Source organism: Streptomyces sp. NPDC090083, from assembly GCF_044747445.1.
Lineage (GTDB): Bacteria > Actinomycetota > Actinomycetes > Streptomycetales > Streptomycetaceae > Streptomyces.
This window is the reverse complement of record NZ_JBIVED010000008.1, coordinates 347,783-373,360: the sequence shown is the minus strand read 5'-3', so window position 1 is coordinate 373,360 and position 25,578 is coordinate 347,783. Positions and strand designations below refer to the sequence as shown.

Sequence of the window (25,578 nt, the reverse complement as noted above, 5' to 3'; positions counted from 1 at the left end):
AGGAACGCCAGGGAACCCCGGGCGACTCCGTGGGAAGTGCGTTACTTCATCGTCAGGAACCGCTGCACCAGCGAGGCCAGCAGCACCGCCAGCAGGGGCAGCGAGAACCAGAAACTGCCCTGCAGCCACCGCAGGTGACGCACACCGGGCCGGACCGCGACCCGGACGACCTCGCGGGCCGTCAGCATCAGGATCAGGGCGACGGCGGCGAGCGCGCCGACCACCGACCACGGCGTCCAGGTGATCTGCGGTCCGATCGGCCCGGGATCGGGCTTCGGGACCGGGCCCGCCGGCTGCTGCCGCAGCGTGTACACCGTCGCGTCGGCGTTGACGAGGACCTTCTTCACCTCCTGCCGGGCGTCCAGGTTCCGGATGAGCCGGGACTCCCAGGTCGCCGCGTAGCCCGCGTCCAGCTGGAGCGAGACGGCCTGGCTCCTGTTGAGCATCAGATACGAGTTCGGGCCCGCGTCCCTGAGCGCCTTGACCAGCCCGGACACCAGCACCGGGTCCGCGGGGGCCGGCGTGGGAACGTAGGTGACCCGTTCCATGTCCTTCGCGCCCCACGGCATCGCCGGTGTCACGTCGTTGACCGTGTCGTCGCTCAGCCACAGCAGACGTACCGTCGGCCTGTCGTGGGCGTACACGTAGTTCATCGCCTCGACCTCGCCGGGCCGGACCCGCTCGAAGCCCTCGTTGCCCCAGCGGGCCACCAGGAAGCCGCCCATGAGCAGCAGTCCGGTGAGCAGCGCGGCCAGCGGGGCGAGTCCCGACCGGTCCTTCCCGCGCTCCTCGGCGGTGGCGCCGGTGCGCGGGAAGAGGGCGAGGCCCGCGAGCAGGGCCGCGCCGGGCACCGCGAACATGAAGACGCGCAGCGCCATCTCGCCGCCGTAGGACTGCATGCCGAAGCCCAGGAACGGGACGAACGTGAGGACGAGCAGGGAGCGTTCGCGGTACTTGTGGATGCGGCGGCGCAACCAGCCCCAGCAGGCGAGGGTCATGATGCCGCCGGCCAGCAGGACGCGGGTGTAGAGGACCAGCTTGTGGGTCGAACTGCCGCCCTGGATACGGCCGGAGACGGACGTCGAGACATTGCTGCCGACACCGCCGACCCCGCCGAAGAGGTTGTCGAAGTGCCCGGACCAGTACGGCTCGGCCATGAAACCGAGCCAGACCGCGACGAGCACCGCGAACAGGATGGGCAGGCCCCGGAGTTCGGAGCGGCCGATCAGCACGAGGACCGTCAGCACGCCCAGCATCACGAACGGCGTGAGCTGGTGGGCCGGGACGCTCGCCGCGAACAGTCCGACCAACACCATGAGCAGGACGGCCTGTTGGCGCCGGTCGGTGGGTTCGACCTCCGCCTCGCCGGGCCGCATCCGCGTCCACAGCACGTGCGGTGCCCGGAACCAGACCAGCAGGATCGCCACGAAGGCCAGATAGAGGAGGAAGGTGAAGCCCTGCGGGGAGAAGTAGTCCTGGCCTACCCAGCCGCTGAGCACGAAGATCCAGAGGCCGGTCCACTTCGCCCGCCAGCTCGCCCGCAGCGACCGCAGCAGAAGGAACATCGGTGCCAGATAGGCGAGTTGGATGGCGGTGGGCCACCAGCGGATGACCTCGGACCAGTCGGTGACCCCGCACGCCCTGCCGACGAACGCGGCCACCGCGAAGAAGCCCGGCCAGCTCCAGCGCGCGTCCAGGTCGGGTACGGCCGACCCGGTGCGGTCGATGTAGTCGATGAACCCGAGGTGCTGCCAGGCCGTCGGGAAGCGCGGCTCGGTCTCGATCACCGCGGGCAGCGCGTGCAGCGAGAACACGGTCGCGAGCAGGGTGATCAGCAGCAGTGTCCGGTGCTCGCGGCCCAGCCACAGCAGCGCGGCGAACACCACGACCAGCAGCACGGCCCCGACCAGTGTGGGCAGCGGCAGCACGGAGACCAGGCCGAGCCCGCCCATGCGGTCCAGGTCGGACTCGCCGAGCCGCAGCGCGGGCACCCAGTACAGCAGCAGCGCGGCCACCAGCAGACAGCCGAGCACGACCCCGGGCCGCGTCGGCACCAGCCGCTCCCGCAGGGACGACGGCCGTACGGGCGGCACTTCGCCCTCCTGCGCGTGCGCTCCGGCCGCGGCGGCCGGGCTCAGCGAGGACTCCGAGCCGGGCTCGCGCTCCTCCACCGGCAGGCCCACGGCCTCCTGCCGTTTGATCCCGAGCGCCCGGGTCGGAGGCTGGTCGCCGGACACGATGGGCGTACCGGTGGGCGGGGTCCCCGGGCCCGGCCGTAAGTCCGGCCGGCGTTCCAGGTGGTCGAAGTCGACGTGGATGCCGAGCGCGAGGGTGTCGGAGTCGAGCGCCCAGGCCGGACCGCGCCGGCGCGGGGCGGCGGCCGGGACCTCGCGGGTCCCCAGGTCGGCGAGGTCCCCGTCGGGCGCCGCGTCCTCGGGCACCTCGGTGGCCGGCGCGGCCCGCAGGGTCCGGAACAGCCTGGGCGCGGCGATCGTCACGATCACCGCGAGGCTGGAGATCTCGGCGACGCCCGCGCCGGTCAGGCCCATGCGGGGGAGCAGCAGCAGCGTGAGGCTGAGCACCAGGACGCACAACAGGCCCTGCAGCCAGGCGAGTCCACTGGTGCGGCTCTGCGCGCGCAGCACCGCGAAGTACGTCTCCATGACGACCCGCAGCAGCGCGCCCACCGCGAACCAGCGCAGCAGCGGCGTCGCCGCGTCCGCGTAGCCCGCGCCGAACACGCCCAGGATGTACGGCGCCCCGATGAACAGCAGCCCGCAGATCGGCAGCATGATCCGGGCCATCCGTCTGAGCGCGGCCCGGGTGTTGGCGGCGATGCGCGCCGGATCGTGCGAGCCCTCGACGGTCAGCGAGGCGCCCATGTTGATGGCGAGCAGGTTGACCGTGCCGCCTATCGTCGTGGTGATGTAGAAGTACGCGTTGTCCTCGGAGCTGACCTGCGAGGCGATGATCACCGGCACGAGGTAGACCACGGCGAGCGAGAACAGCGAGCCCGTGTAGTCCCCGGCGAGGAACCGCCCGATCTCCCGCAGCGTCGGCGGCTTCGCGTGGGCCTCGGTGGCCTCGACGTGCCGGGGCACCAGCCGCCGGAACACCAGCCAGCCGAGCGGCACCACGGAGGTGGCGATCGCGGCGACCCAGGACACGAAGACACCGCTCGTGGCGAGGACCGACGCCAGCCCGACGAGCAGCGCCAGCTTCACCGCCGAGAACACGGTGTTGCCCACCGGCACCCACGGCGCGCTGCGCAGCCCGGTGAGCACCCCGTCCTGGAGCGTGAGCAGGTTCCAGGCGATCACCGCGACGACGAAGCCGAGCGCCGGGACCGGCCCGTGCAGGAAGCGGTAGGAGGGGCCCCAGTCGTTCAGCGTCAGCAGGAAGATCCCGGCCCCGCACGCGACGACGAGCGAACTGCCCGCGTACGTACGGAAGATGAGACGTCCGGTGAGGCGTCCCGCTACCGGGATGAAGCGGGCCAGGGCGCCCGTCAGGGTCACCGCGGTGAGCCCGGCGAGCAGTTTCATCGCGGCGATCGCCGCCGAACCCTGCCCGACCGCGGACGCCGAGTAGTAGTGGGCCGCGATCAGCCAGTAGCCCAGCCCGAGCACCGCGGAGATCCCGGTGTTGAGCATCAGGGCGTAGGCGTTGCGGAACAGCGGGCTGCCGCCGGGGGACTTGGCTCTCCCCGGCAGGCGCAGGCGGCGCCCCGACTGCCGGGGCGCCTCGGTCGTCGGCGCCGCGGCCTGGGTGGTGGTCGTCGTGTCAGACACGGGAACGGATGGCCTTCCGGCGGACCTGTCGGGCTCTGCGGACCATGGCGTAGCCCCGGGTGAGGGCACGGTCCCTGGCGAAGGTGCGGGCGATGGCACGGCCCTCGACGAGCCGCGCGAACTCCTCGACACCCGTGGTGCGGCGCACGGTCACCCGCCGCAGCGCGTACGGCCCCTGGCGGCGGCGGGCGAGGCCGTTGCCGACGGCGAGCGCCTGCGTGAACCCCGCCTCCCGCACGGCGTGCCGCACCCGGCGGTCGGAGTAGCCGTACGGATACGCGAACGAGACCGGCACGGCACCGAGTTCGTCGGCGACGATCTCCTTGCAGCGGACCAGTTCCGCGCGCAGGGAGTCGTCGTCGAGCTGGTCGAGCTGCGGGTGGGTGTGGCTGTGGCCGCCGATCTCGACGTCCGTGCCCGCGAGTGCGCGCACCTGGTCCCAGTCGAGCATGGTGTCCAGGCCGCCGCCGGTGTCGTGGGCGCCCCGGATCCAGCCGGTGGAGACGAACAGGGTGGCCGCGAAGCCGTGTTGGGCCAGCGCGGGCAGGGCGTGCCGGTGCACACCCTCGTAGCCGTCGTCGAAGGTGATCAGCACCGGGTGCTCGGGCAGCGGTGTGCCCGAGCGCCAACTCGCCGCCAGATCGGCCGTGGTGACCGGTGTGCGGTCCAGGTCGCCGAGGAGCGCCAGCTGTTCGGCGAACGCCTCGGGCGCGACGGAGAGTTCACGGGTGGCGTCGTTCGGGGCGGCGGCGATGGAGTGGTACATCAGGATCGGTACCGCTGTGTCACTCATGCCGGCTCCCCGTGCTCATGTCCGCCCCGTGTTCATGTCCGCCCCCGCGGTCGTCCGCGTTCCCGCGCTCGTGTGCCTCCTCGGAGATCCGCACCACCGAGAAGGTGACCCCGCCGCGCCGGGCCCGCGCGCTCCCGACGAGATAACCGCCCGCCGCGCCGAACACCCCGGCGACGATCGCGCCCGCCCGGCCCGCACCGCCCGGCCGGGCGAGCACGGCGTCCCGCAGCCCGCGCAGCACTCCGGCCGGCAGGACCCGGGTCGTGTAGCGGCGCTCCGACTCAAGTCCCTTGTCGGCGCCGACACTTTGGGCCACCAGCGCCTTGGAGAGGCCTTCGGCGTACGTCCGCGCACGGAAGTACCCGAAGCGCTCGCGCACCGCGGGCACCCGGTGGTGGATCACCGCCCGGTCGTCGATCAGCAGCACCGCGTCCGGCCTGGCCCGGGTGAGGCGGATGCAGAGCTCCGTCTCCTCGCCGCCCAGCGGGCGCCTGTCGCCGTCGCGCCCGATGCCGGTCGCGAAGCCGCCGGCCGCGTCGAACGCCGTACGCCGGAACGAGGCGTTGCCGCCCAGGACGTTGCGCACCCGGACCCGGCCCGGCGGCAGGCCCCTGTACGTGCAGCCCACCACCCAGTCGAACTCCTCGGGGAACCAGGCCGGTCGGCGCCCGGACGCCCAGACGGGCATCGTCCGGCCGCCGACGGCCATCACCCGCGGATCGGTGTACGCCTCGGCGAAGTGCCGCAGCCACTCGCGCTCGGCCACGGCGTCGTCGTCGAGGAAGGCGACGACCTCGCCGCGCGAGGCGGCGATGCCGGTGTTGCGGCCGGCCGACAGACCGCGCGGGCCGGCGTTCGCCAGCACGCGGACCTCGCCGGTCTCGCCGGCGTCCTTGTACTCCCTGGTGAGCCGGTCCAGGAGAGCGGGGTTGTGGTCGACGACCAGCAACGTCTCCAGCGCGGGCCGTGACTGCGCGCGCACCGAGGAGACCGCCGCGAGGATGTCCTCCCAGCGGTCCTCGGTGTAGACGCAGATCACGACAGAGATGCCGGGACCGCTCAAGACACCTCTCCCCGGAACGGGTCGGTCGTCATGGAGTGCGAACGGCGGCGCAGCGCACGCCGGTTGGAGCGCTCCTTGAGGATCACCTTGAGCACCCGGATCCCGTCCCGCACGGCGCGCAGGTTGCTCGTGCCGTGGATACGGAGGTACTCGTGGCTGGGGATCTCCTGCACCTTGAGACCGGCCTTGACCACCCGGATGTTGATGAGCGTCTCGATCTCGAAGCCGGTGCAGTCGAGGTCGATCTTGTCGAGGCAGTGCCGCCAGAACGCGTTGTATCCGTAGCAGAGATCGGTGTAGCGGGCGCCGAACTTGCGGTTGACGATCGTGCACAGCGCCCAGTTGCCGAGCTTGCGGATGAACGTCATGTCGTCCGTGCCGCCGCCGTTGGCGAAGCGTGAGCCCTTGGCGAAGTCCGCGCCCGAGACGAGGGCGGAGACATAGCTGACGATCTCGTTGCCGTCGGCCGAGCCGTCCGCGTCGACCATCACGATGATGTCGCCGCTGCAGGCCTCGAACCCGGTGATCAGGGCATCCCCCTTGCCCTTGCCCTGCTGTTCGACGACCTTGACCCCGGGCCACAGCTCGCGAGCCACTTCGATGGTGTTGTCGGTGGAATTACCGTCCACAAGAACTACCTCGTGTATCCACGGGGGAAGTGTCTTGAAGACGTACGGGAGATTCTCCGCCTCATTCATGGCGGGAATCACCACGCTCACCGGCGGTGTGATCGCCAGGTGAGAGGAGATAGGCCGGTATGCGGCCGACAATAACGGATCTTGGCCCGATGTCGCTGGGCGCAGAACAGAACTCACGAGCTGGTCCCTCTCGTCCGGCGGACCGCCCGCCCCTGGGCGGCCCGGCTCTGTGCTCCGGTTCGAAAAGGGGGTTCTCACGGACGCCACGGAGAAAAGGAATCTCCCTGCACGCATGGTGAGCTGGCACAACTGATCGACCTCCGGAAAACATGAAAGCCGACCGCGCGGACGACTCGGTCACATGAACGGTGACCGAGCACGGCACCCCCCTACCGCGCTCCGCCCCGGATTCATCGCGGTCCTTGAGCCCTCCCCTGGAGCCGCTGGATGACGAACCGGTGCGGGTGAGATGTACGACGGTATTGATGATTGAACCTGTATGGCAAGGCCTGGATGGAGGCCTCACGTTTTTGTTGGTTTGACCGTTACACTACTTTGTCAGCCGTTGTACGGCCCGGCATATGCCGTATGAATACCGATAGCGAAATCGAGCCGCTGATCACCGCCACCGTGATGATTCCGCCGTCGACGGACCACCGGTGCACGGCCAGCATTCCCTGAGCCACCAGCATGTCGACGGCCACCGCGCCCGCCACCGAGGTGAGAACACGGCTGAAGGGATCAAGTCCGCGCAATACCGCGGCAATTGCCGAAGCCGGCGCCGCGAAGAGGAAGAACAGCGCGAACGGACCGCGCAAGGGCGATCCCGAGTCGAGGAGTGCGAGCAGTGCGCCCGCGCCCCCCACGGCGACCGACGCGCCCGCGAACAGTGGTGCCAGGTCCCTCCCCGGTCCTGGCCGCACCCGTTCGACGCCGTCCGTGGACGTTCTCTTGATGCGTAAGGTCTGCATTGGCGACTTTGCCCCCCGACGCGCCGGATGCCGGGTTTCAATGTGGCGCAGCCCGACCGCGACCGTCAAGACGGAAAGGGCACTCGCACCGGTTGTGATGCACAGGTGAACAGCTGTTCCCCCCGATAAACCCCTCCTTCCCTTGGCATGCACACTTCCCGTCAACGCGCGTCGCTGCTACGACGGTTGTGGCAGAGATCCTGCTAAGGGAGGTTCCATGAGACGTTCCCGATTCACGGCATACGTGACCTCGCTCCTCCTGGCCGCCGGCCTCGCCCTCACCGGGGCGATGACGGCGCAGGCGTCCCAACTCGCCGCCACCGGCGGCTATGTGGCCCTCGGCGACTCCTACTCCTCGGGGGTCGGCTCGGACAACTACATCAGTTCCAGCGGTTCCTGCGACCGCAGCACCAAGGCCTACCCCTACCTCTGGGCAGCCGCCCATTCACCCTCGACGTTCGACTTCATGGCCTGCTCGGGCGCTCGTACGGGTGATGTTCTCGCCAACCAGCTCGGCACCCTCAGCAGCTCGACCGGCCTCGTCTCGATCAGCATCGGCGGCAACGACGCCGGCTTCGCCGACGTCATGACGACCTGCGTCCTGCAGTCCGACAGCTCCTGCCTCTCCCGGATCGCCACCGCGAAGGCGTACGTCGACTCCACGCTCCCCGGCCTCCTCGACAAGGTCTACTCGGCGATCAGCGCCAAAGCCCCCGCCGCGCGCGTGGTCGTGCTCGGCTACCCACGCTTCTACAAGCTCGGCACCACCTGCCTCGGCCTCTCCGCCACCAAACGCTCCGGCATCAACGGCGCGGCCGACTACCTCGACGCCGCCCTCGCCAAGCGCGCCGCCGACCACGGCTTCACCTACGGCGACGTACGCACCACGTTCACCGGCCACGAGATCTGCTCCGGCAGCTCCTGGCTGCACAGCCTCAACCTGCTCGACATCGGCGAGTCCTACCACCCGACCGCGGCCGGCCAGTCCGGCGGCTACCTGCCCGTCCTGACCGGCGCGGTCTGACCCTCACCCAGGGCACGTCGCCTCACGACGAGGGCGACGCCGTGTCCGACGCGGAGGCCCCGCCCGACGGGGTCTCCGCCAGGCACGTCACCGAGAACGGCACCGAGTTGGACTCCCCGTGGACCGGACTGCGGACCTCCACGCTGATCTCGTTCCTGAACGTCCCCGTGTTCGTGTACGTCGTCAGGAACACCCGGTCCTGCTTGGTCTTCCCGCCGCCCGCCGGGAACGACAGCGTCTTCCACCCGGGGTCGGAGACCGAACCGGTCTTCGTCACCCAGCGGTAGGACACCTCCGCGGGCACCTTCCCCACCGTGATGCTGGCCGTGAAGGTCGGCGCCTTCGCGTTCGGCGGCGGACAGCTGCCCGAGTACTCGGTGTTGGCGCCCTCCACCGTCGCCTTCACCGACTGCGGCGCCGACGACGACTTGCTGCTGCTGGGGCTCGGCGTCCCGCTCGCCTCCGTGGTCTTACTGCTCGCACTGGGCGACGTCCCGTCCGAGGGCTCGTTCTTGGGGCTGCTCGCACCCTTGCCCGCGTCCGCGTCCCCGTCCTTGTTCCCGTTGAGCAGCGTGTACGTCAGCCCGCCGATCGCCAGCGCCAGCGCGACCAGACCCGCGACCAGGACGACGGCGGCACGCCGGTTGCCCCGCGGCTCGTCCGCGCCCGTCCGCGTCCCGTAGGGGTCGGCCCCGGGCCCGACGGGAGGCATCGGCTGCGCCGGCGTCGTCGGATAGGTGTCCTGCGGAACCCCCGCCGCCATCGGCGAGTACGGCCTCGTCGGCGCCGTGGACGCGCGGGGCGCACCGCCCGCGGCGACCAGCCGCAGATCCTGCTCGGCCTGCTCCGCGGACATCCGCTGGGCCGGGTCCTTGCGCAGCAGGCCCTCGATGACCGGTGCGAGCGGTCCCGCCAGCCGCGGCGTCGGCAACTCCTCGTCGACGATGGCGCGCAGGGTGCTCAGCGGGGTGTTCTGGCGGAACGGCGAATGCCCCTCGACCGCCGCGTACAGCAGGACGCCGAGGGCCCACAGGTCGGACTCGGGACCCGGGGTGCGGCCCAACGCCCGCTCCGGGGCTAGGAATTCGGGCGAGCCGATGACCTCGCCGGTCATGGTCAGCGCCGAACTGCCCTCGACCATCGCGATACCGAAGTCGGTCAGGACGACCCGGCCGTCGTTCGACATCAGCACATTGGCCGGTTTCACGTCCCGGTGCAGCACCCCCGCGTCGTGCGCGGCCCGCAGCGCGGCGAGCACCTCGGCACCGATGTGCGCGGTCCGCTGCGGCGACAACGGCCCCTCGGCGTCCAGGAGATCGGCCAGGGACACACCCCGCACCAGCTCCATGACGATCCACGGGCGGCCGTCCTCCGTCGCCACGTCGTACACCGTCACCACGTTGCGGTTGGCGACCCGAGCCGCCGCCCACGCCTCGCGCTCCAGCCGGGCGTACATCCGCTCCACGTCGTCGGAGGCCAGCCCGCCGGGCGCGCGCACCTCCTTGACGGCGACCTCGCGTTGCAGCACCTCGTCGCGGGCCCGCCACACCGTGCCCATCCCGCCCTCACCGAGGGGGGACAGGGGCCGGTAGCGGCCCGCGATCAGACGGTCAGTGCCCGGATCTTCGGACATGGGCCACCCCCATTCGCAGCCGGGCGAATTCTCGCCTCACACAACTCAGCCGAGTGCTGATGCCGCCCCCTTGAGCACCAGTCCGACCCCGAGACCCACGACGACCAGCGCCGATGCCAGCGGCGCGGTCCTGCGGACCAGTACGGCCATGGGGCTGGTGGTCCAGCGGGGGCGCCGGTCCAGCACTCGGTTCATCCCTGTACCCAGCTTGACGACGGCGAATCCGGCGGCGGTGAGGGTGAGGGCGAGACCGACGCCGTACGCGACGACGAGCAGCAGCCCGAACCACGCCTGGCCGAGCGCGGCGGCGCCCACGAGCACCACCACGGCGGACGGACTCGGCACGAGGCCACCGGCGAAGCCGAGCAGGATCGTGCCCCGCAGGGTCGGGGCGGTCTCGTGGGTGTGGGTGAACCCGCCGTGCGTGTGCTCCACGGCGTGGCCGTCGCGGTGGGGATGAGTGTGGCCGTGCTCGTGCTTGTGCCCGTGCGGGTGCTCATGGCCGTGCTCATGACCGTGGTCGTCGTGGCTGTGCGGGTGCGGGTGCGCGTGGGTCTCCGTGTGGGGCGCGCCGGCTTCGGCGTGCGCGGAGACGAGGACCAGGGCGCGTTCGGGGGCCTTGGCGGTCTCGTGGTCGTGGTCGTGGTCGTGATGGTGATCGTGGCCGTGGGGGTGCGGATGGGCGTGTGAAGTGGTGTGCGGGCGTGGGCGGTTGCGCCAGGCGCGGCGTACGAGGTTGGCGCCCGCGAAGAGCACGAGGACGCCGCTCGCGATGCCCAGCCAGGCGATCACCGAGGGGGTCGCGGCGGAGCCGGCCGTGACCAGGAGGCCCAGGGCGATGACACCGAGGGTGTGGGTGACGGTGACCGAGGCGGCGAGGGGGAGCACGTCCTTGAGGCGGGCTCGGCTGCCCCGCGCGGCTGCCGTGGCGGCCATCAGCGTCTTGCCGTGACCGGGCGCGAGCGCGTGCATCGCGCCCAGGGCGACAGCGATGAGCAGCGCGAGCACGGCGAAGCCCACGGTGAGGTGGTGCCGGGCGACCAGGTTGTTCAGGGCCTCCGTCCAGCGGTCGGCGCCGCGCGGCAGCACCGAGCCGGCGGGCGGTTCCGCCGCGGACCGACCGTCGTCGGCGAGCGCGGGACCGCCGGGACGCGCGTGCAGGGACGCCGTCGTGGTGTCGGCGGGGGAGGACAGCAAGTCCTTGGGGTAGCTGGTGAGTTCGTGCGAGATCGACGTCTTCGCGACGTCCGACCTCGTGAGCGTCATCCGGTCGGCGCGCGCGGTGATCTCCCGCCAGCCGGGCCCGGTGGTCAGTCCCGCGCTGTGGAAGCCGACGGTGACGGTGCTGCCCTTGGGGAGCGCGGCGGTCGAACCGCACTCCACCCGGAGGGTGTTGAGCCCGGCCTGTCCGGGCCGCAGGTGCGCGGTGCCGGTGCCGGGCGTGAGGGCGACCGTACGGCCGTCGACGGTGACCTTGCTGCCCTCGGCGGCCTTGTCGCAGCGCTCCCGGGCCCACTCCGTCATGCCAAGACGCTTGATGTCCGGCTTGACCTGGGTCGCCGGGATCTCGGCGAGGTCCTCGATGTGCGTGACGCGCAACTGGCCCGGGGCGACGACGAGGCCGTCGTAGCGGTTGACGGTGAAGTTGCCCAGGGGGTGCGCGCTCGCGGTGGCCGAGGGGATCAGGAGGAGCGCGCCCGCGGTCGTGAGGACGGCGGCGGCGGAGGCCAACAGGCGGCGGACCGGCATCACTTGGTGTCCTCCAGCGCCTTACGGGCCTTGGTGGCGCCCAGCGGGGAGAAGCCCGGGTTCAGCTTCAGGGCCTTGGCGAGGTGGGCGCGGCCGTCGGCCGTGTGGCCGGTGGCGAGCTCGATCATGCCGAGGTGGTAGATGAACGAGGCGTTGTGGTAGTTCGTGGCCGTCGCCCGGCGGGCGTACGGCAGGGCCTCCTTGTCGCGGCCGTTGACGTGCAGGGCCCAGGCCAGCGCGTCCGCGGTGTGCACGGTGTGGCGGCGGGCCCATTCGGCGCGGGCGGCCTTCAGGGCCGACGTGACGTCCCCGTGGTCGGCGGCGGCGAGCGCGGTGTCCAGGTCGGCGTTGACGCCGTTGGCGCGGGCCAGCGCGATCCAGGCGTCGACCAGGGCGTACTGGTCGTCGGCCTTGGCCCTGTCGCCCTCGGCGCCCCGGCTCTCGTACAACTCGCCCAGCTCCACAAGGGGTTGGGGCAGCGGGTAGCGGGAGACGACCAGCTCCATGCCCTTGATGGCCGCCGCGCGGTCGCCCAGGGCGGCCTGGGTGCGGGCGCGGCCCTCCAGTGCGGGGAGGTAGTTCTCGTCGGCGGCGAGGGCGCGGCCGTAGTCGTTCAGAGCGGTCTTGTAGTCGCCCTGGTTCCAGGCGAGTTGGCCGAGCGTGCCGGCCACGTACGAGATGTCTCCGGGAGAGGTGGCGGCGGCGAGGGCCTGTTCCAGGACCTTGCGGGCGGTGGTGACGTCCCCGCGCAGTTCGTGCACGTAGGCGTAGCGCGTGAAGACCGGGACGCCGGGCTTGCGGGCGTCGGCGAGGTCGGCGGCCTTCGACGCGTCCGCGTAGCGGCCGAGTTCGACGAGCGCGTCGATGCGCGAGCACAGGGCGCGCTCGCTGTACGGGTTCTCCTTGAGGACCTGGTCCGCGTAGGCCAGGGCCTCCTTGAACTCGTGCCGGGCGGCGGCGAGCGCGGCGCGGCCCTCCAGGGCGTTCTCGTTGGCGGGCGAGATCTTCAGCGACCGCTGGAAGGCGGCCTGCGCCTGCGGGTACCGGGACGGGTCGCCCTTGGTCCTGGCCTGCTCGACGTACGCGAGCCCGAGCGTCGCCCACCCGTCGAAGTCCTTCGGCTGCGTCCTCAGATGGGCCTGCAGCGCGGCGATGCTCGCGTCCAGACTGCCGCTGGCGAGCAACTCCGGTGACACGGCGCTGGATCCGACGGCGGCACCGGTCGCGCCGCGGTCCTTCGCGGCGCCGATGGCGATGGCACCGGCGGTCATCGCGACGGCCAGCAGGGCGGCACAGCCGACGAGTTGGACGGTCCGCCAGCGGCGGCCCGCGGCGGCCACCCGGCGTACGGCGGCGATGCGCTCGTCGTCGGGACGGGTGGCTGTGGGGGGTGCCGGGGCCTCGGTGGAGGGCGCGCGGTCCTCGGCGCGAGGTGCGCGGCTGTGGGGGGTTCCGGGCTCATCGGCGGTGGTGGGCGCGGGAGTCGAGGGCGGGGGTGAGTCGTCGGCGGCGGTGTCCCGGTTCTCGGGGTCCGTGTCCGTGTCCGCGGTCCGGGACGTGTCGGCGTCCTCGTCCTCGTCCTCGTCCCTGTCCCGTTCATCCGCCGCCGGCTCCGTGCTCTGCTCCGTCTCCGGCTCGGCGTCCGGCTTCGTGGGCCGTCCGCTCTCCGGTCCCGCGCTCGCCGACCCGTCGTCGTCCCCCTCCTCCCACAGCCGTTCCCACTCCCGCTGGGCCGCCGCCGGCTGGTCGGCCTCCGTCGGGCTGTTGTCGGTCTCGCGCGGGGCCATGCCGTTCCTCCATCGCCTGGGGTGGTTCAAGTGCCGTGGTGCCGAAGGGGGTTGTCACGTGGGGGTGGCGCGGCCCGCACCGTGGGGGAAGGTGAAGTGCGGGCCGCGCCAGTCTGCGGGGGTCAGTACGGGCGGTGGCTCATCCGGCGGCGCCACCACGCGACGCCCGCGCCGATCAGCAGGACTCCGGCGACACCCGAGGCGGCCGAGGCGACCATCAGCATCATGTTGTCGTTGCCGGAGGACGCCCCGGCCGGCTGGAGCGCGTCGCCCAGCTGGTTCTTGACGTCGCTGCCGCCGGCCGTGCCCTTGGCGAGCGGGCCGCGCGAACCCGAGGTGGGCTCGGCCACGTACGGGAAGTACTTCTCGAAGCCCTTGTCGTTCTTGTCGACCGCGTCGCCCAGGTCGTTCTTGGAGCCGACGAGTTCACCCTCCATGACCTGGAGCGCGGAGTCGATCACGTCGTCGGTGAGCCGACGGCCGTTCGGGAAGCCCGCGTTGTCGCCGTCGAGGACACCGAGGCGCTTGGGGTGCGCGGTCGGCGGGATCGACGTGTTCAGACGCAGCATCTCCGACGGCTTCGCGTACGGCTGGAGCGTGTTGAGGTTCTTGACGCCGGTGAGGAACACGCTGACGAGGTCGTTGCGCGGCTCGCTCGGCGCCTTGATCTTGTAGATCGACTCGATGAGCTTCGGGATCTCGGGCTCGGTCACGTTCTTCAGGAACTGCGCGTCGTCCTTGGGCTGGGACGCGTTGAACTTGTCCTTGTCCTTCTGCGGGTTGACGACCTCGTTGACCAGCGGGTTGCCCAGGCGCGAGACCTGCGTGTAGTAGCCCTGGGCGTTCCTGCGCTGGGTCGTGGAGTAAATACCCACGGTCGGGCGGGACTTGGACTGCCGGATCAGGTCGTTGGGCACCTGGAGGGCGATCGTGTTGACGTTGTAGCCCTTGAGGGTGTCGTTGCCGACCTCGCTCAGGTTGCCGCCGTAGAGCAGGTCGAAGACGCGCAGGTCGGCGAAGAACGGGTCGTCGGCCTGGCCGGCGAAGGTCGCGCCGCCGTTCGACGTCTTGTAGACCGCCTGCGAGCGCAGCTTGGCGTAGTCCGGCATCGACGCGTCGCCGACGTCGGAGGGCGCCGCCGGGATGTCGTCGGCGATCTTGGTCTTGTGGACCACCTTGCCGTTCTTCAGCTTGATCAGCTCGACGTCGTACGACTGCGTGACGTTGAGGTCGGGGTCGGTGAGGCTGGTCACCGGGCCCGTGTTGTAGAGGAACGTCTTCTTGTTCTTGATCTGGGTGCTGAAGGTGTAGCGGAAGATGAAGTCGTCCAGCGCGTCACCGTTGTTGTCGATGTGCAGGTCGTACTGGGCGTCGTCCGCGAACTGGTAGAAGTTCGGGCCGCCGGCGGGCTCCTCGAACGGTATCCAGTTCGCCACGATCGTCGTCGTGTCCGGCTTGTCCGGGCTGACGAACGCGTACAGGTCCGTGTTGTCGTACTGCGGGGTGCCCGAGATGAGGGGGGCCTCCCGGTGGGAGGAGGCCGCGGCCACTCCCGGTTCCAGCGCGGCCGTACCGGCGGCTGCGAGCCCCCCGGCGGCCAGCGCGCCACATACGAGGGCCGCGAGCTTCCTGCGTCCCGCACCGCTCCTGGAGATAGGTGTCATGCCGTCCGTCCTCAGTGCCAACTTGCCTGACGCCCGGAGATTCGGAGCACGTGCCGGGGCGGATTGGTCGAACCCGAAAAGTTTTTTTGGCGCCTTCCAATCCGTCCCTTGACCCGCGTTTTGGGCGCGCCGATCCGTAACCCATCCAGAGGGGCGCTCGCCGCGAATGCCTCATGTGACGGGATGTGATGAGGGGATGGGCCGCGTGCGGTCGAAGAGTGGGGGACGGGTGGAGGCTGATGAACTCCTGGTGCAGGTGGCGGCAGGGGATCAACGGGCCTTCGAAGAGCTGTACGGACTGGTGTCGGGGCCGGTGTTCGGGCTGGTGCGCCGGGTGGTGCGCGATCCGGCGCAGTCCGAGGAGGTGGCCCAGGAGGTGCTGCTGGAGATGTGGCGGTCCGCCGCCCGCTTCGACCCCGGCCGCGGCAGCGCCCTGTCCTGGGTGCTCACCCTCGCCCACCGCCGGGCCGTCGACCGGGTGCGCAGCGCCCGCGCGGCCGTCGACCGCGAGCAGCGCGAGGCGCGCCGCTCCCACCACCCCGCCTTCGACCAGGTGACCGAGGAGGTCGAGGCGGGCCTGGAACGGCAGTTGGTGCGCCGCTGCCTGGACCGGCTCACGGCGCTGCAGCGGCAGTCCGTCACTCTCGCCTATTACGACGGCTATACGTACCGTGAAGTGGCCGAGCGGCTCTCGCTGCCGCTGGGCACGGTCAAGACCCGCATGCGTGACGGACTCACCCGGCTGCGCGACTGCCTGGGAGGTGTCGCATGAGTGTCCTCGCCCGACTGTTCGGCCGGGGTGACGTCCACTCGCTCGCGGCCCCCTACGCCCTGGACGCCCTCGAAGCCGGTGAGCGCCGCCAGTTCGAGAAACACCTCAGGGGCTGTGACCGCTGTGCCGAGGAGGTCCAGGCGTTGACCGAGGACGCCGTCCGGCTGGCCTGGTCCACGGCCGCCCAGCCGCCGCCCGCCATGCGCGACCGGGTGCTGGCCGCCGTACGGCAGACTCCGCAGGAGCCGGGACCGCTGCGGGAGCGTGTGCGGGAACCGCGGGCGCGGGAGTACACGCCCCGGCTGCCGGCGCATGTGTGGGGAGCGCAGCCGCAGGCCTCGCGCGCCCGCGTGCCCCAACGGCGGCCGTTCTTCGTGCCGTTCGCCACCGCGACGGCCGCCGCCGCGCTCGTCGTGGCCTCGCTGTTCGCCGTGCAGGCCAACCGGACCCAGGACCAGCTGACCGCCGAGCGGGCGCAGGCACGTGAGATCGCCCACGTTCTCGCTGCTCCCGACGCCCGCGCGACCACCGGCGCGGACACCGGAGGCCGGAGCATCGGCGTGATCGCCTCCGCGTCGGAGGGGCGCGCGGTCGTCACCCTGAGCGGATACGGCGCGCTGCCGAGCGGGCGCGTGCATCAACTGTGGCTGATGCGCCCCGATGTGCAACCGCGCTCCCTCGGGCTCTTCAAGGGCGACACGCCCTTGCTGGCCACCGGACTCGACAAGTCTGCAACATCACTCGCAGTGACCGTCGAGCCCGACGGGGGCTCAGCCCAGCCCACAACTCAGCCAGTTGTCCAACTCGCCCTGAAATCGGTCGGATTCGGAGAGTAATCAAGGAGGGGTCGTCAACCCCCTTACGGGGAAGGTGAATCCTGTGACCGCGATACACGCGTGCCCGGTTGGGGCGATAGGGTTACCCTGCCCGGGCCGGGTGGACTCGTACGGGTGGGGAGTGACATGGAACAGATAGTGCGCAGCAGGGCAAGGGTCCCTGCGATCACGTGCGGGAGCAGCGCGACGAGTTCGCGCCTCGACCGCCACCTCTCGGTGCTGGGCGGCCCCGTCGTCCCGCAGCGCGAAACGGCGGAAGCGACCTCACTGATGCGCGAACTGACATCACGTGACACCACGCAGGAACGCAGCGCGACGGGTACGCGGGTGAGCCGCGTCAAGCTCTTCGCGCCGCTGCGCAGACTGCGCCGTTCACTCTTCGGCGGACGCTGAGCAAGTCCTCGGCGTCCCCGGGGAGTTCCCGGGGGCCCGCGCTCAGGCCACCACACCGTCCACGCGCAGTGCTGCGATCTCCGCGTCCGCCATCCCCACGGCACGCAGCAGCGCCTCGGTGTGCTCCCCGAGCGCGGGCACATCACCCATCGGTGCCTCGCCTCCGCCCGGCAAGGTGATCGGTGGCAGCAGTGCCCGCAACGGCCCGACCGGTGAACCCACTTCCCGCCACCGGTCCCGGGCCGTCAACTGCGGGTGATCCGCCAGTTGTTGCACGTCCCGCAGGCGCGCGCAGGCCACGCCCGCCCGCTCCAGCAGCGCCACCGCCTCGTCGGCACCGAGCCCACCCAGCGCCTCGCCGACGAGGGCGTCGGTGCGTTCCCGGTTCCCGACCCGCGCCGCATTGGTGGCGAAGTCGGGATCGGTCCCCAACTCCGGCCGCCGGATGATCTGTTCGGCCAGCCGCCGCCACTCCCGGTCGTTCTGCACCGACAGCAGCACCCGCCCGCCGTCCGCGGTGGGATAGGCGTCGTACGGCGCGATGATGGCGTGCGCAAGTCCGGTGCGCGCCGGGGGAGTTCCCCCGTGCATCGCGTGATGCAGAGGATGGCCCATCCACTCGGCGAGCGCGTCCAGCATCGACACCTCGACCGGCCCGCCGCGCCCGCTCACACCCCGGCGCACGAGCGCCGCGAGCACGCCGGAGAAGGCGTACATGGCCGCCGCGATGTCGGCGGCCGGAACCCCCGCCTTCACCGGCTGCCCCGGCGTCCCGGTCACCGACACCAGCCCCGCCTCGCACTGCACGAGCATGTCGTAGGCCCGCTTGCCGGCGTACGGCCCGCTCGGCCCGTACCCGGAGATGTCCACGGCGACCAGCCGGGGATGCGCGGCGCACAGCGTGGCCGCGTCGAGCCCGAGCCGGGCGGCGGCGCCGTGCGCGAGATTCTGCACGAACACGTCCGCGCCGGCGATGAGTTGCCGTACGACACCGACCCCGCGCGGGTCCTTCAGATCGAGCGCGATCGACTCCTTCCCGCGGTTGCACCAGACGAAGTGCGAGGCCATCCCGCCCGCCGCGCTGTCGTACCCGCGTGCGAAATCACCTCCGTCGATCCGCTCCACCTTGATCACCCGGGCGCCGAGGTCGGCGAGTTGACGGGTGGCGAAGGGGGCGGCCACGGCCTGTTCGACGGCGACGACGGTGATGCCGTCCAGGGGCAGGGGCAGGGACTCCATGCGGGGGATCGCCTTGTTCTCTAGAGCAGCGCGAACTGGCCCTCGGGGCCCTCTTCGTGGTGGTCGAGGACCGACGCCGGGTGCCGGGTCCACTCCGGTGGCGGCAGGACGCCCGCCTCGCGCAGCTCCGCCGCGGTGATCCGGTCCGTCACCTCCAGCGCCTCCTGCCGCGGACGGAGCTCCGCCAGCAGCGCCAACACCGTGATCAGCTCCAGGAGTTCCGACGTCCACGTCTGCTGCCAGGCCGGTGGGCGGACGGCTGCCAGGGTGCCGGGGTCCGCCTCCGCCGTGCGGGACGCGAACCACTGCTCCAGCACCCGCACCCCGCTCACCTCGAAGTCCCAGGACTCCGGCGGTACCGGGGAGACGCGGCCCTCGTCGAGATGGAGGGTCTCCTCGTCGCGGTCGTAGTGGAGCGTGAGGGGGAGCGGTGGCAGCGGGGCGCGGACGTAGGGGCGGCGGCCACCGGGGAGTTTGGGGCGGTCGCCGCCCCGGCACATCAGCCGGAGGACGCGATGGCCCAACTCGACGCCCTGTGACCAGAGTCCGGGGTCACGGGTGAGGGGGACCGCGGGGCCCGGACGGGCCGTCGTCACCGTCCAGGCGAGGACGTCCGCCGGGGTCGGCGAGTGGCCGAGGTGGGTCGCCAGGTGGTCCGACAGGCCCGGGGCCAGGTTGGGTTCCCCGGCTCCGGGACGGCGGTAGAGGGGGCGGACGCGGCCGGGGCGGAGCAGGGGGAGGACCGAGGACGCGAGCAGGAACGGGCCGGAGCCGCCGGGGACGACCGGTGTCTCGACCACGAAGATCTGCCGCTCGTCCGCCACCCGCCACAACTCCGGCCGGGCCGCGTCGATCAGGCGGTGGTCCGGGATCAGCCACTGCTCGTCGAAGGGGGCGCGCAGGACGCGGACCGGTTCCGGGGCCGGGCCGGTGGCGCGGATCAGCTTCTCCGTGCCGCTGGACTGGCCGGGCAGCTGGGACACCGCGGAGTGCAGGGTGCGTGCGCGCGTCGGCTCGAACAGGGTGTCCCGGTCGGGGACTTCGGCCTTCAGCAGGGCGTCCCAGCGCGTTTTCAGGGTTGCCGCGTCGGGTGCCGTCGGCCACCCCCGGCCGAGCCGGATCGGTGCGACGGACCACGGCATGAGGTCCGCGAGCAGCGGAGCGTCGTCGTGCGTCACGCTGGGCATCGTACGACCTGCTCACGGCAGCCGGATCGGGGTCGCGCCGCCGAGGGGCGCGACGCTGTGCCGGGGTGCGGCTCCGCCGCGCGGGCGCGGCCGGTCCCACCGGGCCCGCGCACGACGGACGGCCCCCTCCGTGGGGCGTTCACGCGTCGAGGGTGACCGAGAAGGAGAAACGGTCGCCGCGGTAATGGATGACTGCCACGTCCAGGACCCTGCCCTGTGCGTCGCGGGTGATGCCTGTGTAGTGCAGGATCGGGCTGAGGAGCGGGACGTGGAGGAGGCGGGCGGTCTCCGGGTCGGCGAGACGGGCCTCCACCGTGTCCGTGATGCGGCCGATGTCCGCGCCGACGACGTCCCGCAGGACCTTGGTCATCGGCCAGCGGATCAGGTCGTCGAGGTCGACGCGGGCGGCCAGTTCGGGGCGGATGTGGTTGCGGGCGTGGTTCGTCGGCTCGCCGGTCTTCTCGTCGCTGCGGAGCCGGTGGTACGTCGCCACCTCGGGCAGGTCCGGGAAGTGCTCGGTGAGTTCGGGCGGGACGGGTGCCCTGCCGTGGTCGAGGAGTCGTGCGGTCATGCCGGACTGCTGCGCGACGATCGCGTCCACCGAGCCCAACAGCCGTACCGGCGTGGCCCGCTGGACGTCCGGCTCGATGAACGTGCCCCGGCGGCGGTGCCGGGTGATCAGCCCCTCGTCCTCCAGCTCCTTCAGCGCCTGCCGCATGGTGAGCACGCTGACGCCGTAGTGCAGCGCGAGCTGCTCCTCCGTGGGCAGCCGCAGCGGGTCCCGGGGCGAGCGGCCGAGTATCGAGGCGCGCAGGGACTGCGACACCTGGTACCAGAGCGGCAGCTTGCGGTTCAGGACGATCGAGTCCGGGGCGAAGGAGGTCACGGGGCCATCCGTACCGGTCGGGGATCGTCAGGGCAAGGGGCGGAAGTGCCGCTGCAGGCCCTGCCACACGCCGTCGTAGGCCTGCTGGAGGTGTTCGGCGCCGGCCGCCTGGGCCGTGGCCGTCACCGGCCACCGGGTCTCGAACATGAACGCCAGCCCGTCGTCGACCTTCTGCGGACGCAGTTCCGCGGCGCTCGCCCGGTCGAAGGTCTCCCGGTCCGGGCCGTGCGCCGACATCATGTTGTGCAGCGAGCCGCCGCCCGGCACGAACCCCTCGGCCTTCGCGTCGTAGGCGCCCTCGATCAGGCCCATGTACTCGCTCATCACGTTCCGGTGGAAGTACGGCGGCCGGAAGGTGTCCTCGCCCACCAGCCAGCGCGGCGCGAAGACCACGAAGTCCACACCGGCCAGCCCCGGGGTGTCCGAAGGGGACGTCAGCACGGTGAAGATCGACGGGTCGGGGTGGTCGTAGGAGATGGAGCCGAGCACATTGAACCGGCGCAGGTCATAGGCGTACGGCACATGGTTGCCGTGCCAGGCGACGACGTCGAGGGGTGAGTGGTCGTAGGTCGCGGTCCAGAGGTTGCCGCAGAACTTGTTCACCACCTCGACCGGGCCCTCGGCGTCCTCGTACGCGGCGACCGGGGCGCGGAAGTCCCGGGCGTTGGCGAGGCCGTTGGCGCCGATCGGGCCCAGGTCGGGGAGCTGGAACGGCGCCCCGTAGTTCTCGCACACATATCCGCGGGCTGAAGCGTCCAGCAGCTCCACACGGAAGCGCACCCCACGAGGGATCAACGCCACATGTCCCGGCTCCACATGGAGGAGACCGAACTCCGTGCGCAGCAGCAGCCCGCCGCGCTCCGGGACGATCAGCAGCTCGCCGTCCGCGTCGCTGAAGACCCGGTCCATGGAGGCGTCGGCGTGGTAGAGGTGCACGGCCATGCCGGTGCGCTGGGTCGCGTCCCCGTTGCCGCCCAGGGTCCACAGGCCGGCCAGGAAGTCGGTGCCGGGCGCGGGGGCGGGGAGCGGGTTCCAGCGCAGCCGGTTCGGATCGGGGACCGACTCGGTGAAGGGGGCCGTACGGATCCGGCCGTTGTCGGCGCGGGTGAACGCGGGGTGCGCGGCCGAGGGGCGGATGCGGTAGAGCCACGAGCGCCGGTTGTGCGCCCTGGGCTCGGTGAACGCCGTACCGCTGAGCTGCTCGGCGTAGAGACCGAGCGGTGCGCGCTGCGGGGCGTTGCGGCCCTCGGGCAGGGCGCCCGGCACGGCCTCCGAGCTGTGTTCGTTGCCGAAACCGGTGAGGTGGGTCAGTCCCTCGGCCGTCTTGCGCGCGTCCCCGCTCATGCCTGCTCCCTAGCCAGCTGATTCCTATGCAACACCGTAGGATTGCGGTTTCGCGGGCGCAAGGGGAAGGTGGGGGAGCGGCCGAAAATCCGACTCGCGACGACCAAGAACCCACCTCTGGGGGGATCCGGCTGTCGGACCGTTGTTCTACTCTCCCCCGCATGTCGTGGTCGCGCGCACTCCTCACCGCGCTCGCGGTCTGTGCCCTGCTGCTGGCCGGATCGGCGGGCTGCGGGTCCGATGACACCCCCGAGGGGAAGGGCGGCGGGGTGTCCCCGTCGCCGGTGGGCAAGGTCCTCGACAGCACGGACGAGCAGGGCAGCCACTACCGCGAGGTGAGCGGGAGCGGTGCCCCCGAGGTCGGCGTCGAGGTGGAGCCCGACGCCGCCGACGACAGCTGGGACGTCCGGCTGACCCTCCACGACTTCCGTTTCTCGCCGGCCGGCGTGCGGCCGCGGGCCGTCGCCGGGCGCGGCACCGTCCGCCTCCTCGTGGACGGCCGCACCGTCGCACGCCTCCGCGTCCCCGAGTACCACCTGGCCGCCGGCCTCGTCCCGCACGGCACCCACCACGTCACCGCGCGCCTCTACGCCGACGACGGCACGGTGTGGGCCGTCCACGGCAAACCGGTGCAGGGCACGGCGGACATCACGGCGTCGGCGGCCCAGGCCACTCCCGACGGCAGCAAGGTCCCCGGCCCCACACCGACGCGGGGGACGAAATGAGTGCCAGGGCCACCCAGTTCCGTATTCAGGTTCGCGCTTCTCCTGATCACGGCGGAAAGGCATCATGAAGCCCGTGCCCCACACGACATCGCTCCGGCGTGCGCCCGTGCAACGGCGCAGCGCCGAACGGCTGACCAGGATCCTCGACGCCTGCGCCGACCTCCTCGACGAGGTCGGCTACGACGCGCTGAGCACCCGGGCCGTCGCCCTGCGCGCCGGTGTCCCCATCGGCTCGGTCTACCGCTTCTTCGGGAACAAGCGGGCGATGGCCGACGCCCTCGCCCAGCGCAACCTGGAGCGGTACACGGAGCGCGTCAGCGAGCGCCTGGAGGAGACCGGCGCCGACGGCTGGCGGGCCGCGATGGACGCCGTCCTGGACGAGTACCTCGCGATGAAGCGCACCGCGCCCGGGTTCTCCCTCGTCGACTTCGGCAACCAGATCCCCATCGGCTCGGGCCACGCCGAACCCAACCGCCGTGTCGCCGACCGGCTCACCGACCTCCTCTCCGGCTACCTCGCCCGCGACCCCGACGAGGATCTCCGCCGCACCTTCCTGGTCGCCGTGGAGACCGCCGACGCCCTCGTCCACCTCGCGTTCCGGGTCGCGCCGGAGGGCGACGAGAAGGTCATCGGGGAGATGCGGGAGCTGCTGCGGGCCTATCTGGCGCGGGTGCTGGACTGAACGGCGGTCCGGCCCCGGCGCCCGGCGGACTCCCGGTCTTCCCCGACACCCCCTCGCCACCGTCCATACCGGTCGGTATGCTCGCCGCGAAGAGGCAAAGTCGCCCATGGGAGGCCCCGTGTCCCGCACCGCCCTGCGCATCTGCCCGCTGTGCGAAGCCACCTGCGGGCTGACCCTCACCATCGAGGGCACCCGGGTGACCGGCGCCCGGGGTGACCGCGACGACGTGTTCAGCCGCGGCTTCATCTGCCCGAAGGGTGCCTCCTTCGGCGCCGTCGACGCCGACCCCGACCGGCTGCGCACCCCGCTCGTGCGCCGGGACGGCGAACTGCGCGAGGCCACCTGGGAGGAGGCCTTCGACGCGGTCGCGGCCAGCCTGCGCCCCGTCGTCGAGCGGCACGGCCCGCACGCCGTCGGGGTCGTCCTCGGCAACCCCAACGTGCACACCATGGCCGGCGCCCTCTACCCGCAGGTGCTGCTCGGCGCCCTCGGCACCCGCAGCGTCTTCACCGCGTCCACGGTCGACCAGATGCCCAAGCACGTCTCCTGCGGCCTGCTCTACGGCGACGCCAACGCGATCCCGGTGCCCGACCTCGACCGCACCGACCACCTGCTCCTCATCGGCGCCAACCCCCTTGAGTCCAACGGGAGTCTGTGCACCGCCCCCGACTTCCCGGGCAGGCTCAAGGCCCTCAGGGCCCGCGGCGGCACCCTCACCGTGATCGACCCGCGCCGCACCCGCACCGCCAGGCTCGCCGACCGCCACATCGCGGTCCGGCCCGGCGGCGACGCCCTGCTCCTCGCCGCGATGGCCCACGTCCTCTTCGACGAACACCTCGTGGACCTGGGCGAGTTGACCCCACACGTCCAGGGCGTCGAGGAACTCCGCGCACAGCTGCGGGACTTCACCCCGGAGGCCGTGACAGCGGCGTGCGACGTGCCCGCCGCCGAGATCCGCGTCCTCGCCCGCGAACTCGCCGCCGCCCCGACCGCCGCCGTCTACGGCCGTATCGGCAGCTGCACCGTCCCGCACGGCACCCTCGCCAGCTGGCTCGTCGACGTCCTCAACATCCTCACCGGCAACCTCGACCGGCCCGGTGGCGCCCTCTTCCCGCAGGCCGCCACCGACCGGACACCCCGGCCCGCCGGACCCGGCCGCGGCTTCGCCCTCGGGCGCTGGCACTCCCGGGTGAGCCAACACCCCGAGGCCAAAGGAGAGTTGCCGCTCTCCGCGCTCGCCGAGGAGATCGACACCGCGACCGCCGAAGGCGAACCGGTCCGCGCGCTGATCGCCGTCGCCGCCAACCCCGTGCTCTCCGCGCCCGACGGCGCCCGCCTCGACAAGGCCCTCGGCTCGCTCGACTTCATGGTGAGCGTCGACCCGTACCTCAACGAGACCGCCCGCCACGCCGACGTCGTGCTGCCGCCGCCCCCGCCCGCCCAGAGCCCGCACCACGACTTCGCGTTCAACACCCTCGCCGTCCGCAACCAGGTCCGCTACACCCGCCCCGCGATCCCGCTGGAACCCGGCCGGATGGCCGAGACCGAGATCCTGGCCCGGCTGATCCTCGCCGCGACCGGCATGCACGGCGCCGACCCCGCCGCCGTGGACACGATGGTGATCGACCAGACCCTGGGGAAGGCCGTCACGGATCCCCACTCGCCCGTCCACGGCCGCGACGCGGCTGAGGTGGCCCTTCGGCTCACCGGTGACACGGGCCCCGAGCGGCGGCTCGACATGATGCTGCGCCTCGGCCCCTACGGCGACGGCTTCGGCGCACGACCCGACGGGCTCACCCTTCAGCGGCTGCTCGCGCATCCGCACGGCATCGACCTCGGCCCGCTCGCCTCCCGCCTTCCGCAGCCCCTGAAGACCCGCAGCGGCAAGGTCGAACTGCTGCCGCAGCCGATCGCCGACGACCTGCCCCGGCTCCGGCGGGCCATGGACGACCGCGCCGACGGGCTCGTCCTCGTCGGCCGCCGGCACCTCCGTTCCAACAACAGCTGGATGCACAACGTCCCCGCCCTCACCGGCGGCACCAACCGCTGCACCCTGCACATCCACCCCGACGACGCCGAACGCCTCGGGGTGGTCGACGGAGCGCCGGTCCGGGTGACGGGCGCCGGGGGAGAGGTGACCGCCCCCGCCGAGATCACCGACGCGCTGCGGCGCGGTGTCGTCAGCCTGCCGCACGGCTGGGGACACGACCGTCCCGGCACCCGGCTCCGCCACGCGGCCACCGATCCGGGCGTCAACGTGAACCAGCTCCTCGACGGCAGCCAGCTCGACCCGCTGTCGGGCAACGCGGTCCTCAACGGCGTGCCCGTGGAGGTCGCCGCACTCACCGCACCGCTGTGACCTGGAGTTCTGCGCTTATTGCTCGCGCGTCACCGTCTTGTT

General features: G+C 71.8%; 20 protein-coding genes. 7 read left to right on the top strand and 13 right to left on the bottom strand.

Going from position 1 to position 25,578, the window contains the following annotated elements; genetic code table 11:
* Positions 1-41: 41 nt before the first annotated feature.
* The 5 genes from ACIPTO_RS28175 to ACIPTO_RS28155 all read right to left on the bottom strand — a co-directional run bounded on the left by ACIPTO_RS28175 (position 42) and on the right by ACIPTO_RS28155 (position 7,325).
* The gene (locus ACIPTO_RS28175) at positions 42-3,791 is read right to left on the bottom strand and encodes a lipopolysaccharide biosynthesis protein (protein ID WP_401196658.1); all 3,750 of its coding nucleotides are present in this window, start codon (positions 3,789-3,791) and stop codon (positions 42-44) included.
* Positions 3,784-4,584, bottom strand: a complete 801-nt coding sequence (locus tag ACIPTO_RS28170) for a polysaccharide deacetylase family protein (RefSeq protein WP_401196655.1) — start codon at positions 4,582-4,584, stop codon at positions 3,784-3,786. The genes ACIPTO_RS28175 and ACIPTO_RS28170 overlap by 8 nt, the downstream gene beginning before the upstream one ends.
* Positions 4,577-5,647, bottom strand: a complete 1,071-nt coding sequence (locus ACIPTO_RS28165; protein ID WP_401196653.1) for a glycosyltransferase family 2 protein — start codon at positions 5,645-5,647, stop codon at positions 4,577-4,579. The genes ACIPTO_RS28170 and ACIPTO_RS28165 overlap by 8 nt, the downstream gene beginning before the upstream one ends.
* The gene (locus ACIPTO_RS28160) at positions 5,644-6,462 is read right to left on the bottom strand and encodes a glycosyltransferase family 2 protein (protein ID WP_366321516.1); all 819 of its coding nucleotides are present in this window, start codon (positions 6,460-6,462) and stop codon (positions 5,644-5,646) included. Before ACIPTO_RS28160 ends, ACIPTO_RS28165 begins: the two co-directional genes overlap by 4 nt.
* A 368-nt stretch (positions 6,463-6,830) precedes the next feature.
* A complete protein-coding gene (locus ACIPTO_RS28155; protein ID WP_401196651.1) occupies positions 6,831-7,325 on the bottom strand; it encodes a hypothetical protein in 495 nt (164 codons plus the stop codon).
* 148 nt (positions 7,326-7,473) lie between these two features.
* On the opposite strand from ACIPTO_RS28155, the gene ACIPTO_RS28150 reads away from it, so the two are divergent.
* A complete protein-coding gene (locus ACIPTO_RS28150) occupies positions 7,474-8,280 on the top strand; it encodes an SGNH/GDSL hydrolase family protein (protein ID WP_401196648.1) in 807 nt (268 codons plus the stop codon).
* A 22-nt stretch (positions 8,281-8,302) separates the two neighbouring features.
* On the opposite strand, the gene ACIPTO_RS28145 is transcribed toward ACIPTO_RS28150, so the two are convergent.
* The 4 genes from ACIPTO_RS28145 to ACIPTO_RS28130 all read right to left on the bottom strand — a co-directional run bounded on the left by ACIPTO_RS28145 (position 8,303) and on the right by ACIPTO_RS28130 (position 15,113).
* Positions 8,303-9,913, bottom strand: coding sequence for a protein kinase (locus ACIPTO_RS28145; protein ID WP_401196645.1), 1,611 nt, complete (start codon positions 9,911-9,913; stop codon positions 8,303-8,305).
* 45 nt (positions 9,914-9,958) lie between these two features.
* Positions 9,959-11,662 carry a sulfite exporter TauE/SafE family protein gene (locus tag ACIPTO_RS28140; protein ID WP_401196643.1) on the bottom strand — a complete coding sequence of 568 codons (1,704 nt, stop codon included), beginning with the start codon at positions 11,660-11,662 and terminating at the stop codon, positions 9,959-9,961.
* On the bottom strand, positions 11,662-13,449 hold the full coding sequence (locus ACIPTO_RS28135) for a tetratricopeptide repeat protein (RefSeq protein ID WP_401196640.1): 1,788 nt from the start codon (positions 13,447-13,449) through the stop codon (positions 11,662-11,664). Before ACIPTO_RS28135 ends, ACIPTO_RS28140 begins: the two co-directional genes overlap by 1 nt.
* A gap of 122 nt (positions 13,450-13,571) precedes the next feature.
* Positions 13,572-15,113 (bottom strand): DUF4331 domain-containing protein, encoded by a 1,542-nt coding sequence (locus ACIPTO_RS28130; RefSeq protein WP_366321504.1) that lies wholly within the window; start codon positions 15,111-15,113, stop codon positions 13,572-13,574.
* Positions 15,114-15,342: 229 nt separating this feature from the next.
* Between ACIPTO_RS28130 and ACIPTO_RS28125 the strand changes: the two genes are divergently transcribed.
* From ACIPTO_RS28125 to ACIPTO_RS28115, 3 genes are all read left to right on the top strand, one after another.
* Positions 15,343-15,885: a sigma-70 family RNA polymerase sigma factor gene (locus ACIPTO_RS28125; RefSeq protein WP_366321662.1), complete on the top strand. Its 543-nt coding sequence runs from the start codon at positions 15,343-15,345 to the stop codon at positions 15,883-15,885.
* The gene (locus ACIPTO_RS28120; RefSeq protein ID WP_401196637.1) at positions 15,882-16,721 is read left to right on the top strand and encodes an anti-sigma factor domain-containing protein; all 840 of its coding nucleotides are present in this window, start codon (positions 15,882-15,884) and stop codon (positions 16,719-16,721) included. The genes ACIPTO_RS28125 and ACIPTO_RS28120 overlap by 4 nt, the downstream gene beginning before the upstream one ends.
* Before the next feature lie 126 nt (positions 16,722-16,847).
* A complete protein-coding gene (locus tag ACIPTO_RS28115) occupies positions 16,848-17,114 on the top strand; it encodes a hypothetical protein (protein ID WP_033286328.1) in 267 nt (88 codons plus the stop codon).
* 42 nt (positions 17,115-17,156) lie between these two features.
* Here the strand turns inward: ACIPTO_RS28115 and ACIPTO_RS28110 are convergent, their stop codons facing one another.
* From ACIPTO_RS28110 to hmgA, 4 genes are all read right to left on the bottom strand, one after another.
* Positions 17,157-18,353 (bottom strand): CaiB/BaiF CoA transferase family protein, encoded by a 1,197-nt coding sequence (locus ACIPTO_RS28110; RefSeq protein WP_401196634.1) that lies wholly within the window; start codon positions 18,351-18,353, stop codon positions 17,157-17,159.
* Positions 18,354-18,373: 20 nt separating this feature from the next.
* Positions 18,374-19,540, bottom strand: a complete 1,167-nt coding sequence (locus ACIPTO_RS28105; protein WP_366321498.1) for a type ISP restriction/modification enzyme — start codon at positions 19,538-19,540, stop codon at positions 18,374-18,376.
* Between the two features lie 139 nt (positions 19,541-19,679).
* Positions 19,680-20,426 (bottom strand): GntR family transcriptional regulator, encoded by a 747-nt coding sequence (locus ACIPTO_RS28100; RefSeq protein ID WP_366321496.1) that lies wholly within the window; start codon positions 20,424-20,426, stop codon positions 19,680-19,682.
* Positions 20,427-20,453: 27 nt separating this feature from the next.
* Positions 20,454-21,770 carry a homogentisate 1,2-dioxygenase gene (hmgA, locus tag ACIPTO_RS28095; protein ID WP_401196631.1) on the bottom strand — a complete coding sequence of 439 codons (1,317 nt, stop codon included), beginning with the start codon at positions 21,768-21,770 and terminating at the stop codon, positions 20,454-20,456.
* Positions 21,771-21,931: 161 nt separating this feature from the next.
* Here hmgA and ACIPTO_RS28090 point away from each other — a divergent pair, with 161 nt between their 5' ends.
* From ACIPTO_RS28090 to ACIPTO_RS28080, 3 genes are all read left to right on the top strand, one after another.
* Positions 21,932-22,495: a hypothetical protein gene (locus ACIPTO_RS28090; protein WP_401196629.1), complete on the top strand. Its 564-nt coding sequence runs from the start codon at positions 21,932-21,934 to the stop codon at positions 22,493-22,495.
* A 64-nt stretch (positions 22,496-22,559) separates the two neighbouring features.
* Positions 22,560-23,177 (top strand): TetR family transcriptional regulator, encoded by a 618-nt coding sequence (locus tag ACIPTO_RS28085; protein WP_401196627.1) that lies wholly within the window; start codon positions 22,560-22,562, stop codon positions 23,175-23,177.
* Positions 23,178-23,295: 118 nt separating this feature from the next.
* Entirely contained in the window at positions 23,296-25,536 is a 2,241-nt protein-coding gene (locus ACIPTO_RS28080; RefSeq protein WP_401196625.1) for a molybdopterin oxidoreductase family protein, read from the top strand.
* The last annotated feature ends 42 nt before the right edge of the window (positions 25,537-25,578 follow it).

Coding starts and splice junctions, on each gene's coding strand:
- ACIPTO_RS28150 (WP_401196648.1), top strand. CDS start 7,474: ATGAGACGTTCCCGATTCACGGCATACGTGACCTCGCTCCTCCTGGCC.
- ACIPTO_RS28130 (WP_366321504.1), bottom strand. CDS start 15,113: ATGACACCTATCTCCAGGAGCGGTGCGGGACGCAGGAAGCTCGCGGCC.
- hmgA (WP_401196631.1), bottom strand. CDS start 21,770: ATGAGCGGGGACGCGCGCAAGACGGCCGAGGGACTGACCCACCTCACC.
- ACIPTO_RS28135 (WP_401196640.1), bottom strand. CDS start 13,449: ATGGCCCCGCGCGAGACCGACAACAGCCCGACGGAGGCCGACCAGCCG.
- ACIPTO_RS28170 (WP_401196655.1), bottom strand. CDS start 4,584: ATGAGTGACACAGCGGTACCGATCCTGATGTACCACTCCATCGCCGCC.
- ACIPTO_RS28105 (WP_366321498.1), bottom strand. CDS start 19,540: ATGCCCAGCGTGACGCACGACGACGCTCCGCTGCTCGCGGACCTCATG.
- ACIPTO_RS28085 (WP_401196627.1), top strand. CDS start 22,560: ATGAAGCCCGTGCCCCACACGACATCGCTCCGGCGTGCGCCCGTGCAA.
- ACIPTO_RS28090 (WP_401196629.1), top strand. CDS start 21,932: ATGTCGTGGTCGCGCGCACTCCTCACCGCGCTCGCGGTCTGTGCCCTG.
- ACIPTO_RS28110 (WP_401196634.1), bottom strand. CDS start 18,353: ATGGAGTCCCTGCCCCTGCCCCTGGACGGCATCACCGTCGTCGCCGTC.
- ACIPTO_RS28145 (WP_401196645.1), bottom strand. CDS start 9,913: ATGTCCGAAGATCCGGGCACTGACCGTCTGATCGCGGGCCGCTACCGG.
- ACIPTO_RS28140 (WP_401196643.1), bottom strand. CDS start 11,662: ATGCCGGTCCGCCGCCTGTTGGCCTCCGCCGCCGCCGTCCTCACGACC.
- ACIPTO_RS28120 (WP_401196637.1), top strand. CDS start 15,882: ATGAGTGTCCTCGCCCGACTGTTCGGCCGGGGTGACGTCCACTCGCTC.
- ACIPTO_RS28115 (WP_033286328.1), top strand. CDS start 16,848: ATGGAACAGATAGTGCGCAGCAGGGCAAGGGTCCCTGCGATCACGTGC.